Origin of the sequence: Paenibacillus terrigena DSM 21567 (assembly GCF_000374845.1) — a bacterium.
GTDB classification, from domain to species: domain Bacteria; phylum Bacillota; class Bacilli; order Paenibacillales; family Paenibacillaceae; genus Paenibacillus_K; species Paenibacillus_K terrigena.
The window spans coordinates 700,344-715,713 of the sequence record NZ_KB895414.1; the positions used below are offsets into that span (position 1 = coordinate 700,344).

The 15,370-nt window shown below is 49.1% G+C and carries 14 protein-coding genes; 7 read left to right on the plus strand and 7 right to left on the minus strand.

Translation table 11 applies throughout. From position 1 onward, the window contains the following. The first annotated feature begins 341 nt into the window (after positions 1 to 341). The 3 genes from lplA (at position 342) to C558_RS0111315 (ending at position 3,318) form a co-directional block, all read left to right on the plus strand. Positions 342 to 1,343, plus strand: a complete 1,002-nt coding sequence (lplA, locus tag C558_RS0111305) for a lipoate--protein ligase (protein ID WP_018756383.1) — start codon at positions 342 to 344, stop codon at positions 1,341 to 1,343. A gap of 8 nt (positions 1,344 to 1,351) precedes the next feature. Then, on the plus strand, positions 1,352 to 2,287 hold the full coding sequence (locus C558_RS0111310) for a DMT family transporter (RefSeq protein WP_018756384.1): 936 nt from the start codon (positions 1,352 to 1,354) through the stop codon (positions 2,285 to 2,287). A 236-nt stretch (positions 2,288 to 2,523) separates the two neighbouring features. Continuing rightward, positions 2,524 to 3,318 (plus strand): Cof-type HAD-IIB family hydrolase, encoded by a 795-nt coding sequence (locus C558_RS0111315; protein WP_018756385.1) that lies wholly within the window; start codon positions 2,524 to 2,526, stop codon positions 3,316 to 3,318. A gap of 75 nt (positions 3,319 to 3,393) precedes the next feature. Here C558_RS0111315 and nrdG read toward each other — a convergent pair whose 3' ends face one another. From nrdG to C558_RS0111330, 3 genes are all read right to left on the minus strand, one after another. Then, complete coding sequence (nrdG, locus tag C558_RS0111320) at positions 3,394 to 3,867, minus strand: anaerobic ribonucleoside-triphosphate reductase activating protein (protein WP_018756386.1); 474 nt, start codon at positions 3,865 to 3,867, stop codon at positions 3,394 to 3,396. Next, a complete protein-coding gene (locus C558_RS0111325) occupies positions 3,864 to 5,711 on the minus strand; it encodes an anaerobic ribonucleoside triphosphate reductase (RefSeq protein WP_018756387.1) in 1,848 nt (615 codons plus the stop codon). Before C558_RS0111325 ends, nrdG begins: the two co-directional genes overlap by 4 nt. Positions 5,712 to 5,872: 161 nt before the next feature. Beyond that, the gene (locus tag C558_RS0111330) at positions 5,873 to 7,630 is read right to left on the minus strand and encodes a glycoside hydrolase family 35 protein (protein ID WP_018756388.1); all 1,758 of its coding nucleotides are present in this window, start codon (positions 7,628 to 7,630) and stop codon (positions 5,873 to 5,875) included. 165 nt (positions 7,631 to 7,795) lie between these two features. Between C558_RS0111330 and C558_RS0111335 the strand changes: the two genes are divergently transcribed. Then, complete coding sequence (locus tag C558_RS0111335) at positions 7,796 to 8,695, plus strand: helix-turn-helix domain-containing protein (protein ID WP_018756389.1); 900 nt, start codon at positions 7,796 to 7,798, stop codon at positions 8,693 to 8,695. A 64-nt stretch (positions 8,696 to 8,759) separates the two neighbouring features. Here the strand turns inward: C558_RS0111335 and C558_RS0111340 are convergent, their stop codons facing one another. Next, positions 8,760 to 9,644, minus strand: coding sequence for an AraC family transcriptional regulator (locus C558_RS0111340; protein WP_342662329.1), 885 nt, complete (start codon positions 9,642 to 9,644; stop codon positions 8,760 to 8,762). Between the two features lie 120 nt (positions 9,645 to 9,764). Between C558_RS0111340 and C558_RS0111345 the strand changes: the two genes are divergently transcribed. The 3 genes from C558_RS0111345 to C558_RS0111355 all read left to right on the plus strand — a co-directional run bounded on the left by C558_RS0111345 (position 9,765) and on the right by C558_RS0111355 (position 12,660). Continuing rightward, the gene (locus tag C558_RS0111345; RefSeq protein ID WP_018756391.1) at positions 9,765 to 10,823 is read left to right on the plus strand and encodes a Gfo/Idh/MocA family protein; all 1,059 of its coding nucleotides are present in this window, start codon (positions 9,765 to 9,767) and stop codon (positions 10,821 to 10,823) included. A 62-nt stretch (positions 10,824 to 10,885) separates the two neighbouring features. Continuing rightward, positions 10,886 to 11,743, plus strand: a complete 858-nt coding sequence (locus C558_RS0111350; RefSeq protein ID WP_018756392.1) for a sugar phosphate isomerase/epimerase family protein — start codon at positions 10,886 to 10,888, stop codon at positions 11,741 to 11,743. 41 nt (positions 11,744 to 11,784) lie between these two features. Next, positions 11,785 to 12,660, plus strand: a complete 876-nt coding sequence (locus C558_RS0111355) for a sugar phosphate isomerase/epimerase family protein (RefSeq protein ID WP_018756393.1) — start codon at positions 11,785 to 11,787, stop codon at positions 12,658 to 12,660. A gap of 78 nt (positions 12,661 to 12,738) precedes the next feature. Here C558_RS0111355 and C558_RS0111360 read toward each other — a convergent pair whose 3' ends face one another. The 3 genes from C558_RS0111360 to C558_RS0111370 form a co-directional block, all read right to left on the minus strand. Continuing rightward, positions 12,739 to 13,044, minus strand: coding sequence for an MTH1187 family thiamine-binding protein (locus C558_RS0111360; protein WP_018756394.1), 306 nt, complete (start codon positions 13,042 to 13,044; stop codon positions 12,739 to 12,741). Between the two features lie 135 nt (positions 13,045 to 13,179). Next, the gene (locus C558_RS0111365) at positions 13,180 to 14,265 is read right to left on the minus strand and encodes a sulfate ABC transporter substrate-binding protein (protein WP_018756395.1); all 1,086 of its coding nucleotides are present in this window, start codon (positions 14,263 to 14,265) and stop codon (positions 13,180 to 13,182) included. A 38-nt stretch (positions 14,266 to 14,303) separates the two neighbouring features. After that, on the minus strand, positions 14,304 to 15,368 hold the full coding sequence (locus tag C558_RS0111370) for a sulfate/molybdate ABC transporter ATP-binding protein (protein ID WP_018756396.1): 1,065 nt from the start codon (positions 15,366 to 15,368) through the stop codon (positions 14,304 to 14,306). Positions 15,369 to 15,370 lie beyond the last annotated feature (2 nt).

Here is a 15,370-nt window from a genome sequence, read left to right on the forward strand (position 1 = left end):
CGAAGAAAAACTTGCTACGGGAGCATCGGCTTTCGGATTCACGCAACCTAAGCATATGCTTACGATGTCAGTTTTCCGCGAAAACGCTCAGGTGCTGAAAAGCCGACTTTTTGAACACGCACTTATACGTTCTTATATTTCTCGCTTAAACGCTTCCCATCCATGTAAGGATCCCGTAGTCGTTTATGCTTGATTATGGGCATGAATGCACCTTGGCGTCAACACTGATTCTGCCTTGATCCTTTGTAGATTTTGACGAAATAGATTACAATGAATAGTTGAATGAACATTCGTGAAATTTGCAATATTTTCAGAAAAATCGATCTGCTGGAGGGGTACACATGTTATTTATTGACAACCAAGGGATTACCGACCCGACACTCAATCTAGCCATTGAAGAATATGCGCTTCGGCATCTCCCAATGGATGACAGCTACTTGCTGTTCTATATTAATGAACCGTCCATTATCATCGGTAAGCATCAGAATACGATTGAAGAGATTAATGCGGAATATGTCAAAGAACATGGCATTCACATCGTACGCCGTTTATCCGGTGGCGGAGCCGTGTATCACGATCTTGGCAACCTGAACTTCAGCTTCTTGACCAAGGACGATGGACAATCCTTCAACAATTTCAAGAAATTCACCGAGCCTGTCGTCGATGCCCTTCGCAAGCTTGGCGTCGAGTCCGAACTAACAGGCCGCAATGATATCCAGATCGGCGAGCGTAAAATCTCGGGGAATGCGCAATTTAGCTCCCGCGGACGTATGTTCAGCCACGGTACATTACTCTTCAACTCCGAAATGGAGAATGTCGCTTCCGCACTGAAAGTGAACGCTGAGAAGATCGCTTCCAAAGGAACCAAATCGGTTCGCAGCCGCGTCGCGAATATCTCGGAGTTCCTCACCGAGCCGATGACGATCGAACAATTCCGTGCTGAGGTTTTACGCAGCATTTTCGGCATGGAGCCAGATCAAGTTCCACAATATCGACTGACCGAGGAAGATTGGGTCAAAATCCGCCAAATCGCGGATGAACGCTACCGTAATTGGGATTGGAACTACGGCGAATCGCCAAAATTCAATATCCGCAACTCGAAACGCTTCCCGATTGGCATCGTCGATCTACGTCTTGATGTGGAAGATGGCAACATCCATGAAATCAAAATTTATGGCGATTTCTTCGCTAAACGTGATATTTCAGAACTCGAAGATCTTCTACGCGGTACTCGATATGAAGAATCCTCTGTTCGCGCCAAGCTAGAAGGTACAGACATTACGCAATTTTTCGGCAATCTCGAATTCGATGCATTTGTGGGCTTGCTCTTCTTGGAGGCTTAATCCGCACCATGAAACGCTCGCTCTTCGCAGATCTGATTCTTCTATCGGTTGCCCTCATCTGGGGGACGACCTTTCTTATTGTGCAGCATGCCGTTCAGGCCTTGCCGCCGCTTGCTTTTAACGGTATCCGGTTTACAGGGGCCGCACTCTTATTCTTCATCATTCTAATCTTCGTGCATCGAGATTGGTTGATGCGCGTGAACACAAGGTTGCTCTGGCACGGCTTCGTGCTCGGCGTACTGCTGTTCGGCGGATATGGGTTCCAAACCTACGGCCTCCTATATACGACATCCTCCAATGCAGGATTTATTACGGGACTCTCCGTCGTTTTGGTTCCCTTCTTCTCGATGTGGTTCCTACGCCAGCGGCTGAACTGGATCGCTTGGCTCAGCGCAGCCGTTGCACTTATCGGCTTATTCCTGCTCTCCACCGGCGGAGCATCATTATCCATTAATTTCGGAGATCTACTCGTGCTCCTCTGCGCGATTTGCTTCGCATTGCAAATTGTCGCAACCGGCCGATATGCCCCGGAACATCCGACACTGCTGCTCGTGACAATTCAACTCGGTACGGTAGGGATTCTCGGCATCATCGGTTCTATTCTACTCGAGGACACGGGGACGATGCAGGATTGGATCCACCTTGCCTCGCAGCCGGAGGTTTTGATGGCACTTGGCATTACCTTGCTGTTCGGTACCGCCTTCGCGTTCTGGGCACAGACTTACTGTCAGAAATACACGTCTCCAGCGCGCGTCGCGATTATTTTCGCCATGGAGCCCGTGTTCGCAGGCATTACAGGATACATCTGGGGCAACGAGAAGCTCGGCGTCACGTCCATTATCGGTTGTATCCTCATGTTCATCAGTATGTTAATCGCAGAGCTGCGTCCCTCAGGGCAGCACGCTTCTGAACCCTCTGCTGAACGATTGGAACGAGCGAACTAGTCATGATTTCACGAAAAGCACCGGACACTGGATCCGCTAAACGCCCCGATTCTAGCCATTTGTGATGACTTACGGACCGACGTGCTCTTATTGACCCATTCATGAACACTTTATGTGTAAAAAGGAGCGAATAACGGATTCATTGTCCGTTACACCGCAATATAAAGATCCCATATCCAAAATAACGGACGTACCGTCCGTCGGGAGTTGGGATGCTTACTTTAGGAGGTTCCACCATGTACAAACTTATCGCGATCGATGTAGATGACACACTCATCAATGATGATAAAATCGTGACCGAGGCGACCCAACTCGCCCTCGAGCAAGCGATTGCGCAAGGCGTGACGGTCACACTCGCAACAGGACGCATGTATGCGTCCGCGCAGGCCATCGCCCGCCAAATCGGGATGAACGTACCATTGATTACCTATCAAGGTTCCTTGGTCAAAAACTTACTGGACGGTCACGTATTATATGAGCGCAGCGTGCCGCAAGATGCCGCGCGCCGCATTCTCCAATATTCCGAAGCGCATGGGCTGCATTTGCAGCTCTATATTGATGACCAACTCTATGTGCAAGTAGATAACGAGAAGACGCAATCGTATGCGGGACTCTCCAAAATCCCTTACATCGTCGAGCCCGACTTCAGCAAATTGATCGATCAACCTTCTACCAAAATGCTCATCATCGATGAGCCAGATTACCTGGATGAAGTCGCTGTGAAGCTTCGCGACATGTTAGGCGATCAAGTGCACATCACGAAGTCCAAGCCGCATTTCCTCGAGATCATGCACAAAGAAGGTACCAAAGGCCACGCGCTCACGTATCTCGCTGAGCATTTTGACTGCGACCTCTCCGAAGTCATGGCGATCGGCGATGCTTGGAACGACCGTGAAATGCTTGAGGTAGCTGGACTTGGGGTAGCCATGGGCAATGCAGTCCCATCCCTCAAAGAAATCGCCGATGAAATCACCCTCTCGAACAATGAAGACGGCGTGGCGCACATCATTCGCAAGTATATCTTGAACTAGCTAGTACACGTGATAAAGCCCTCCCGTTGTCGCAACACTGAAATGTTGATGACACGAGAGGGCTTCTTATTTTATTTACCTTCGAATCGCATCCATCAACACTGCTTTTGAGAGCAGTCTCTGATTCCGACTCCCCCGAAAAGCAAGCGTGATATCCCGCTCCGCGAGCATAAAAGGACCATCTACCAGCATATCGCATTCCTCTAAGAGCAATCGCTGTTCGGCCGTTCCATGCTCAAGCAGCTGTTCTAACGTGTAGCCCGTGTAGACCCATAAGTTCTTGCCCATTCGTTTCACTTCGCGTGCTAGCAGATAAGCTTCCTCGGCTTGCGCGAACGGATCGCCCCCTGAGAAGGTCACATCCGATATCGGATTGCTCACAATCTCATCGGCAGCTTCCGCAATCGTCATTTCGGTTCCATTCGCCATTCGCCAGCTCTGGGGGTTATGACATCCAGGACAATGATGCGGACAGCCTGCGAAGAACAGCACCGTCCGCAATCCTTCACCATCCACGACGGAATCATGAATGATATTCATCATTTTCATGTATGCTTCACCCGGTCCGACTCTTCCGCCTTCTTGGCTGAATTCCAGCGGGACAATGCGCCGACCAGGTACCCCGTAATGCGGCGAATCCTTTCAATGTCCGCTTCATCTGTCGCTCCGCAAGATGGGCATGCTTCATGAATGATTCCCGAATATCCACATGGTTTGCAGCGATCGACCGGATGATTAATCGATCCATAGCCAATCCCTTCGCGGTGCATCGTACGAACGAGTGCATCGATTGCAGCGGTATTGTGTCGCAGCGACCCGTCGCATTCCACATACGTAATATGCCCGGCATTGCATGCGGCATGGAACGGCGCCTCTTTACGAATTTTATCGACTGCCTTCAATTTGTAATAGACCGGCACATGGAAGCTGTTCGTATAGTACGACCGATCTGTAATTCCAGGCAGCTTGCCGAACCGCGCACGATCTTCACCTACGAACTTACCCGATAACCCTTCTGCTGGCGTTGCGAGGAGCGAATAATTCAATTGATATTGCTCCAACGCTTGATCCATCTTCTCACGCATATAGCGTACAATCGAGAGACCCAGCTCCCATGACTCATCACTCTCGCCATGATGCTGTCCACGAAGCGCTACGAGTGCCTCTGCGAGTCCAATAAACCCTAGACTAAGCGTCCCCTGCTTCAGCACCTGCTCCAGCGTATCGTCCATCTGAAGCTTCTCCCCGCCGCGCCAGACGCCTTGGGCATATAAGAAGCGGAAGTTCGCCGCTTTTTTCTTGCATTGATAGAGATAGCGGTCATAGAGCTGCTCAATCCCCACTTGCATCACGTGATCCAATCGACGCCAGAAATCTTCCAGATCCGTACTCAGTAGTGCCAGCCGAACCAAATTCACCGTCGAGAAGGAGAGATTCCCGCGCCCAATACTCGTCTCTTCGCCATGGATGTTCCCCATCACCCGAGTACGGCATCCCATGTAAGCCACTTCGCTCTCCGGTGTTCCGTTCAGATATTGCGTATTAAATGGTGCATCCAAGAAGCTGAAATTCGGGAACAGCCGCTCACTCGTCGTCTCTAGCGCCAATTGATAGAGATCATGATTCGGATCACCTGGATTGAAATTGACGCCTTCTTTGACCTTGAACACCTGAATCGGGAAAATCGGCGTCTCGCCGTGTCCTAGTCCTGCCTTGGTTGCGCGCAGCAAGCTTCGCGTCAGCATACGCCCTTCTCGCGATATATCGGTGCCATAATTGACCGAAATGAACGGCACTTGTCCACCCCCACGCGAATGCATGCTATTCGCATTATGTACGAAAGCTTCACATGCTTGATACGTATCTCGTTCCGTCTCCAGCCACGCCTGCTCCTCGCACTGCTCTATTGTAAAAGTCGTCGGATAGCTCTGAATTCGTGCGAGATTCCGTTCATAGGTTCGTGTTATATATGGCGCCAGATCATAATCGAACATCGGATAGGCTTGTCCCCCATGCTGCATATTTTGATTCGATTGGAGAATGATCGAAGATAGTGCCATCGCACTCTTAATGTCCCGCGGTGAACGCATATGCCCATGTCCTGTATTGAATCCCGAAGCCAATAACTGCCCGAGTGGGATTTGACAACATGTCGTCGTTCCGGTCGCCATGAAGTCCGCATCATGGACATAGAGTAGATTCTCATCCACCATCGCATGTGCTTCTGCAGATAATAGATGCTGTTTCATATACCATTTACTGCTCTCGGAAGCGAGCTTCGCCATCTGCCCCATCGGAGAGCGTCCATCCATATTCGCATTCTCCTGCAAAATATCGCTATTCTCCTCCCCGAAAATAGCTTCAAAATGGTTATCTAAATGATGTGATTTCATAGTCTCCGTCCTTATCCCTACAAGATATAGTTGATATTTACGGATTTTACTACGAGATATAGATTTTCACTGTGACTATTCGCACTACTCCAAATCGTTCCCAAGACGCAGCGAAGCGCCTCTCGCCCGTTACTGACAGGGCTGGAAGCGCTTCGTAAAAATTAATTTTTCGTCGATGCTAAAATAGGCTGATCTGTGAACTCAAGTTCGGATTGTCCGGAAGGGTGAAGCTCAAGCACCACGATTTCATTCTCGCCTTGACGCAATAGCGGAGCCGGGATATAGAGCGTCTGCTGCGGTCCGCGATTCCAGTAGCGTCCGATGTTGAAGCCATTCACATACACGACGCCTTTCTTCCAGTCTTCCATCTGCAAGAACGTATCGGCTGGCGCGCCTTCAATGTTCAGGACTGCACGATGGAAGGTTGGTTCATTCGATAACGACTCGGTTCCATAGGCAATTCCTTCCGCATTATCGAGCGGTAAGCAATAAGTCGTCCATCCGAACAAGAATTGGTAACCGTGGCGTACGCCTTCCGTGATCCCCTTACGGTCCATCATGTACGGGCCATAATTGATTCGGCCCATATTCTCAAGGATGATTCGCAGCTTCGCACCGCCTTCAGGCACCGAGAAGGCAACTTTCTTCGAGGCATCCCAACGCTCGATCACGCCCATATATTGATCATCCAGGAAGACAATCGCACGGTCATGACAATCCTGAATCGTGAGCTCGCTCTCGCCGCGTGGCCCGGAAATGAAAGTCTCGTAGACGATAAAGCCATCATTTTGGCCTAACGCTTCCATCGTCTCCGGCGCTGCGGTCTGAATCGGCGTCGAAATTCGGTTCAACTGCGCGAAGAAGCCAGCCGTCTCTTGAATCGCAACTTTGCCATAAGCCGCCTTCGCAATTGGCGCAGGCAGTTCAAGCTCAGGAAGATCGACATATTTTCCGACAACTTCTCTGACTTTGAAATATTTCTCCGTCGGTTCGCCGGACTCATTCAGCGACACATCGTAATCGTAGCTCGTAATTGTAGGATCGTACTTGTCGCCGCAGTTTGCCCCGCTCGTAAATCCGAAGTTCGTGCCGCCGTGGAACATGTAGAAGTTCACCGATGCGCCTTGGCTGAGCATCTCTTCTAAATTCGCCGCGGCATCATCCGCATCGCGCGTATGGTGTTCTTCGCCCCAATGGTCGAACCAACCGTTCCAATATTCCATACACATGAGCGGTCCTTCTGGCTGATACTTACGCAGCTCCTCGAATGCCTCCTTCGAACGAGAGCCGAAGTTGACCGTCTCCAGCACCCCAGGAACCATACCACCTTGCAGCATGAAGTCGCCAGGACCGTCCGACGTGAACAGAAGCACGTCGATGCCGCGCTGAATCATCGATTGCTGCAGATGTACAAGATAAGACGTGTCATTGCCGTAGCTGCCATATTCATTTTCGATTTGCATCGCAATGATCGGTCCGCCGTTCGTAATGAGAAGCGGCTTCAGGATCGGAAGCAAGACATCATAGTACGCATCCACGTGATCTAGGAAAGGCTTGTGATTGCAGCGGATTTTCATCCCTGGTTCTGCAAGCAGCCATGCCGGCAATCCGCCGAACTCCCACTCAGCGCAAATATATGGACTCGGACGCACGATCACATGCAGCCCAATTTCGCCTGCCGTGCGGATGAATCCTGCCACATCCGCCATGCCATCGAAGCGGAATTCCCCTTTTTTCGGCTCATGGAAGTTCCATGGAATGTAAGTCTCCACCGTGTTGAAGCCGCAGGCTTTCAATTTAAGTAACCGATCCCGCCAATATTCCGGCACCACGCGGAAGTAATGGATTGCTCCTGATAGAAGGCGAATCGGTTCGCCGTTTAGCACAAAATCATTCTTTTTGACGATAAACTCTCCCATTATGCCACCTCAATATTCATGATTGTAAACGCATACCCTCATACTAAATGAAATCGTGCGAACTCCACATAGCCAAACCCGCCCATTATTTGACCTTTTTTTCTAGCATACTTATACTTGAATAGAAATCATCATAAATCGTCTTGTCGGAGGGGATGACGGGATATGGAACTCTATTTGCCGGACCTGACCAGCACGATGCAAATTATTGGCTGCCATTTCGGAACGAAACCGCCAGGGTGGCGTTATGCGCGGCATCACCATTTTTTGTTCGAAATTCTACATTGTATGGAAGGTTCAGCTTACCAAATGATCGGGGACGATGAGACGACCCTTCATGCCGGTGAATGGATGCTCTTCAAGTCAGGCGTTGCGCATGAGATGATGAATCTTGCCGATCAACCTTATCGTTATTTCAACGTCCATTTTGACCTAGACGATCCGATCCTGCGCGCTGCCCTGTGTCAATTCGACTATACGATCCTAACGCCTGAGGAGATTGGTGCGAGTATGGATCAGCAATTAGCCATCGTGGAAGGGACAATACTGTCGCTGACGCAGAATACCGGCAATAAGCTTAGCGGCTCGATACAACAGCTGCATATTCAAGCTTTTATTCTGGAGCTGATCGAACGGTTCTCACAGAAAATCCAAGCCCAGCTATCGGCATCTGTTGGCGAAAGCGCTGCCAGACCTACATCCTATACCCCAACGAGCAGTGAGACGGCTATCGCACGTGAGATGGAGTACATCCTGAGAATGGAGCAGCCCTATAAAGGGACGATCGGAGACATTGCATCCGAACTTGGCCTCAGTCGAAGCCAATGCAGCAAAATTTTCACCAAAGTGTATGGACAATCTCCGCGTCAATATATTAGCCGACTCATCTTGAACAAAGCGAAGCACTTATTGGTTAACTCCAACTTATCGATTGAACAAATCGCCGAAGAACTCGGCTTCGAATCCACGAGTCAATTTTCCAGACAATTCCGGAGATGGACGGGAACGGCACCATCGCATTTCAGACCGCGTCTGCACAATTCCGTGACTGTCGCTTCTCAATAAATGCAAAACACAAATAAGACGCCTACAGCAATAATGCGGGCGTCTTTTTCTTATGCGATTGAGTTTAGTGCAATCCCATACGACGCACATGCGAAGGGGAGACACCTTTATAGGTTTTAAACAACCGGCTGAAATAATAAATATCGTTAAACCCTGTAGCCAGTGCGATCTCCGAAATACTCTTCGACGTATTGTGCAGCATATATTCCGAATTGTTGATGCGCACATGATTGATATAATCTGAAATCGTCTTCCCGGTTAGCTCCTTGAACAGGCGGCTAAAATGGAATCGGCTCATATTGACCTGCTTGGCTAGATCGTCCACGGTCATTTTCGACGCATAGTTCTCCTCAATATATTGTAGGATTGGATCGAACCGTTCTAGATTTTTGATCCTTGTCTTATATTCGTTCACAGGCAGAACCCGCGCCACATATCTTCGCAGCAAGATTGTAAGCAGACGGTACAATTCTGACTTTACCGCGAGCTCATAGCCGAACTCCCTACCATCGTACTCTTCGATCAGCTTCTTCAGGCAGGCATTTACCTCGGCATCCTGCGATATTTTATGCTGGAACGAGATCTGATTCTGGGTAATCGGCGTAATGTACTTCGTCTCCACTGCATCCACGGATTGACTGTGCAGTAAGGACGGGTCCGCAATCACCGTAAAATAGAACAAATTATCCGATAGATTCACGCCGTGGTGCAAATCCGTACTATTCACAACCACTAAATCCCCGCCCGATACATAGCTCGGCTCCGAGTTGCATTCGATCATCGCCTCACCCTCAACAATGACAAGGAATTCAATATGTTCATGCCAATGATGCGGAAAACACGTCATACCATATTCGGTAAAACGCGTTCGATGAATTTTGAGCGGAAAATGCGGATCGGGCATATCCATATGCTCACGATGGGATTGTAGTTTTTCCAATTTCCTCACCTCAAATAGCACAATAATACAAAACATCAGCAATGCTTTTCATGGAGTTCCCTCCTCTAAATAATATAATACAGACATAAAGATTAATAGATGAAATCATTGAGAGGAGCAAAAAATATTATGTCTACAATTAAAATTGGTGTCATTGGTGCAGGTTCCATCTCGGAGGCGCATTTTAATGCGTACAAAGGCAATAAAGAAGTTGAGATTTATGCGGTTTGTGATTTGAATGAACAAAGAGCGCAAGACAAAGCAAATAAATACGGTGCTTCGAAAATATATACAGACTATAACGAGCTGCTAGCTAACCCGGAAATTGAAGCTGTCAGCATCTGTACTTGGAATAACACACATGCAGAGATTAGTGCTGCAGCGATTCGCGCAGGCAAACATGTTCTTGTCGAGAAGCCACTTTGCCGCACTGTTGAGGAAGCGCTTCAATTACAAGAAGTGGTTCGCTCTTCGAACAAAATTCTTCAAGTCGGTGTCGTTCGTCGTTACGATCCTAACGCGCAAATGCTTCGTAAATTCATCGACAATGGCGATATTGGCGAAATCTATTATGCCAAAGCATCCAGCATTCGCCGTCTTGGCAACCCAGGCGGCTGGTTCTCGGATATCGAGCGTTCCGGCGGCGGACCACTTATCGATATCGGCGTACACGTCATCGACTTGTGCTGGTACATGATGGGCAGACCAAAAGTAAAATCCGTAAGTGGTAATACGTACCGCAAGCTGGGCAACCGTTCGAACATCCAGAACCTTTCCTTCTATCAAGCAGCAGACTATGATGCTGAGAAGAATACGGTTGAAGATATGACGAACGCATTGATTCGCTTCGAAAATGGCGCTTCCCTACTCGTTGATGTGAGCTTTACGCTGCATGCAAGAAAAGATGAAGCGACTGTGAAATTGTTCGGAACGAAGGGCGGCCTTGAAATCGATCCTGAAATTTATATTGCAACAGAGAAATATGACACGATTCTTAATATCAAGCCGCAAACAGACGCAGCAAGCTTCGACTTCGGACGCGCGTTCCAATCGGAAATTGATAACTTTATCCGCTGCGTAAAAACAGGCGAAGAGCCAATCAGTCCGGTTGAAGACGGCGTTGAGATCATGAAAATTCTACGCGGTATCTACGAATCCGCTGAGAAGGGCCAAGAAATTCACTTCTAGAGGTTGTTCAAAAAGTCATCTTTGACGAATAGCATCATAACTAATAAAAGGATGTGTACGAGATGAAACTCGGATTAAGTTCATATAGTCTATATCAAGCTATGCAGTCTGGCCAATTGACATTTTCAGAGGCCATTGAATGGGCCGCAGATCATGGCGCTGAACATATCGAGATCGTTCCGCTCGGATTCGATCTGAACAAGAACCCAGAGCTAATCGATGTGATCCGTCAGACGGCGGAAGCGAAAGGCATCGAAATCTCGAACTACGCGATTGGCGCGAACTTCATTACGGAAGACGAAGCATCCTATGAGGCAGAAATCGCCCGCGTCATGAAAGAAGTCGATAACGCAGCCGCGCTCGGCGTGAAGCTGATGCGCCACGACGTTGCGAGCCGCAGCGACATTTCCATCAATAACTTTAATAGCGATCTGCCGAAGCTTGCTGACGCATGCCGCCGCATCGCGGATCATGCCGCGCAATACGGCATCACGACAAGCGTAGAGAACCACGGCTACTACATTCAGAACGCAGATCGCGTGCAAGCGCTCGTGCATGCAGTTGATCGTCCGAACTACCGCACGACGCTAGATATCGGGAACTTCATGTGCTCCGACGAAGAATCTGTTGTTGCGACGAAGAAGAATATCGGCATCGCATCGATGGTTCACATTAAAGACTTCTACCTGCGTCCAGCAGGACAGAATCCTGGCAGAGGCTGGTTCCCGACGTCTTCCGGCAACTACTTACGCGGAGCGATCGCAGGACATGGCGACGTCAATATGCGTGAAGTACTGCGCGTTGTGAAGCAATCCGGCTACGATGGTTACCTCTCGCTCGAATTCGAAGGCATGGAAGAATGCCGCCTAGCTTCGGAGATTGGCCTTGAGAACATCCGTCGTATCTGGGATGAAGTATAAGCGCAGGAATCTATGAATAACGAATGAAGGAGAGAATCGAGATGGGAATTCCAAATAAAATCGGCGTTATCGTCGATAGCTTCCAGGTGGGCGTACGTGAAGGCCTCATTAAAGCTAAAAATGTAGGTGCAGACGGCGTACAAATCTATGCGGTCAAAGGTGAGATGGATCCCGACAATCTATCCACTGCACAGCGCAAAGAGCTGAAAGAATATATCGCATCACTTGGTCTTGAAATCTCCGCCCTTGTCGGCGACCTTGGCGGTCATGGATTCCAAGATAAGAATGAAAATGCATGGAAAATCGAGAAATCCAAACGAATTCTTGACCTGGCTGTAGAGCTCGGAACGAATGTCGTAACGACACATATCGGAATTGTGCCTGACGATACGAACAGCGAAGTCTACCATGCCATGCAGCAAGCTTGTGATGAGCTTAGCCGTTATGCAACGAGCGTCAATGCCTATTTCGCGATTGAGACAGGTCCTGAGCGTTCCGCTCATTTGCGTGACTTCCTTAATACGCTTAGCACGAACGGATTATCCGTTAACTTCGATCCTGCGAATATGGTCATGGTCACAGGCGATGACCCCGTTGAGGGCGTACACAACCTGAAGGATTACATCGTGCATACGCATGCGAAGGACGGTATTCGCTTGCAAGAAGTTGATCCTCGTGTCATCTATGGGGCACTTGGTTTCGAACCGCTTGATCATGAGAAGATGGCTAAGATGGTTACAGACGGCCAATTCTTCCGTGAAGTGCCGCTTGGCGAGGGGAAAGTCGCATGGCCTGCTTATATTCAAGCGCTGCAAGATATCGGCTATACGGGCTACTTGACGATTGAACGCGAGGTAGGCACGAACCCAGAGGCTGACATTGCGAAGGCGGTTCAGTTCTTGAAGCAATTCAAATAACATCCAAAGATATGCAAAGACCCTTCCGGTTCATCCGAACCTTGGAAGGGTCTCTTCGTATTCTACATCTTCACGAACCTAGGTATTCAGCTTCGCTCTCACCGATTCAAGCTTCTGCGCCACCGAGCTGTCTTGATCTCTACGGTCATCGATCTTCACCACCGTCGATACACGTCCTGCTCCCGCTTGGAATGGACACTCATGCAGCCTTTGGATTGCGTCGAACAGTCGATCAATCGAACCTTCGATGATCGTCCCCATCGCCGTCATCTCATAGTTGATGCCTTCAACTGAGGATAAGGTCCGCTGCATATCTGCCACGTACCCGCTAAGACTTGTCGTTGCCGTCCCAATGGGAATCACCGTAATTTCAGCAATTGCCATCATTCACCCTCCTCTCTTTGTGCTTCATTCTTCTATTTTACCTGATTTTAGACCGTAACCCTAGTCATGCGAAAAGACTCCTACCAGGAACAGCTTTATGCCCGCTGATAAGAGTCCTTCAATTCGTAAAGGAATTTAAATCCCTGCCAACACCTGATACCATACGCCTCGCTTAGAATACAGCTTCTCGCGCACTTCTTTCCACCCACCTAGATACTGGATGTCGAAAAGTCCTTGCGGTGTTGCATAGCGATCTTTTACCGTCGCATAGACTTTCGGATTTACAGGTCTAAATCCTGCATCCGCAAATGCCTTCTGCGCTTCATCTTGAACGAGATAGTCAATGAACGCTTCGGCGACTTCCCTCGTACCGTGCTTATCTACGTTCTTATCGACAACCGCTGCCGGGTTCTCGATCCGAATCGTATTCGTCGGAACAACGATATCGTATTTCTTCCCTTGCTGAATGCGTGCGAGCAGCTCATTCTCGTATGTCACGATGACATCCCCGACACCGTATTCGAACGCAGCCATCGATGCCCGCCCGCTCTTATCGAGCGACTCAATATTCTGATGCACTCGTTCTAAATACTGCTTGGCAAAGGCAGGGTCCTTCACACCCTTCGCTTCTGAAACTTTGAGACCTGCGCCATAAATCGCATTAATGTCCCATTGCGCACCGCCGGATGTCTTCGGATTCGGGTAGAGCACCTTCACGCCCGGCTTCATCAGATCTTCCCAATCCTTGATTCCGAGCGGGTTGCCTGAACGTGTGCCGAGGACAACAATCGAATCTGTGATCATCCCTTGATTCGCTTTCTTCTTCCACTCATGCGTGATCAGGCTAGCCTTCGTTAGTTTATCGATATCGCCTTCCATCGCAAGTAAAGTAACATCCGCCTCGAAGCCACCGACAATTGCCCTAGCCTGTGTACCCGAAGCTTCATAAGACTCTTGGAATTCCACGCGTTGCCCCGTCTTCGCCAGCCAAAAAGATTGAAATCTCGGTAAAATGTCCTGAAGTGCATCCTTCACGACACTATAAGCACCGATCACCAGTGTCACCTTTTGACCCGTTGACGACGTCTTCGGTTGTGAATCCGATGCGCCAGCTGTTGAAGCTGAAGGTTGTGATGCGCCCCCGCAAGCCGTCATACTTACGCTGAGTAGACTGATCATTAACAATAGGGCCAGCGCAGAGCGCAAACGCTTCGATCGCATCACATTTCCTCTTTTCTTGATTGTATTTGAAGTCTCATCTAGATATGGACCGGCATTGGATCGACCTTGAGCCGATTCTCCATCATCCAGCTGTCATGATCATTGAACAGATATGCCCTATGAATCAGCACGTAAATCTCATCCCCCGGATGGAGTACTTCTTTCTCCAAGGAACGATACGTAATTAACGTATGCTTACCGACGACCACTTCAACCATCCATTCACTGCCTCGGAAATGAATATGCTTAATGCGGCCCTGCTCCGTCGCCGAAGCGATCGGGAACTCATGCCGACTACCAATCTCGATATATTCCGGACGAATCAACGCCCTTGTACTCGGCCAATGCGCAGCATCCTCAAAGCCTTTCAATTCTGATATATTGTCTACAATCGAAGACTCGCCGATAAAGCTCGCAACGAACGGTGTCTGCGGCGCCTTATAAATATCCCAAGGTGTTCCCTTCTGCTCGACCCGCCCCTGGCTAATAATCATAATCTCATCGGCAACCTCAATCGCCTCATCTTGGTCATGCGTGACGAAAATGGAAGTAATACCTACACGCTCAATCAGATCTCTTAGCCAAGTGCGAAGCTCTTGACGTATTTTCGCATCAATCGCTGCGAATGGCTCATCTAACAGCAGTAACTGAGGTTCAGGTGCGAGTGCCCGCGCGAACGCAACACGCTGCCGCTGCCCACCTGATAGCTGGTGCGGATAACGGTGCTCGAATCCCGATAACCCCGTCAATTCGACGAGCTCCATCACGCGTGCCTTAATCTGCTGCTTCGATTGCTTCTTAATTTTCAGCCCGAACGCAATATTGTCATAGACCGTCATGTGCTTGAACAATGCATAGTTCTGAAAAACAAACCCAATGCCACGCTCCTGCGGAGGCAGATCATTGACACGGCGTCCATGGAAAAGAATATCTCCCGAATCTGGACTCTCAAGTCCTGCCAGCATCCGTAGAATCGACGTTTTACCGCCGCCGCTCGGACCGAGCAGCCCGATCAGATGCCCTTTCTCAATCGAGAAGCTCACATCTTTCACCGCATGAAATTGACCAAAATGTTTATTTAACCCCGACACTTCAATATGCATCG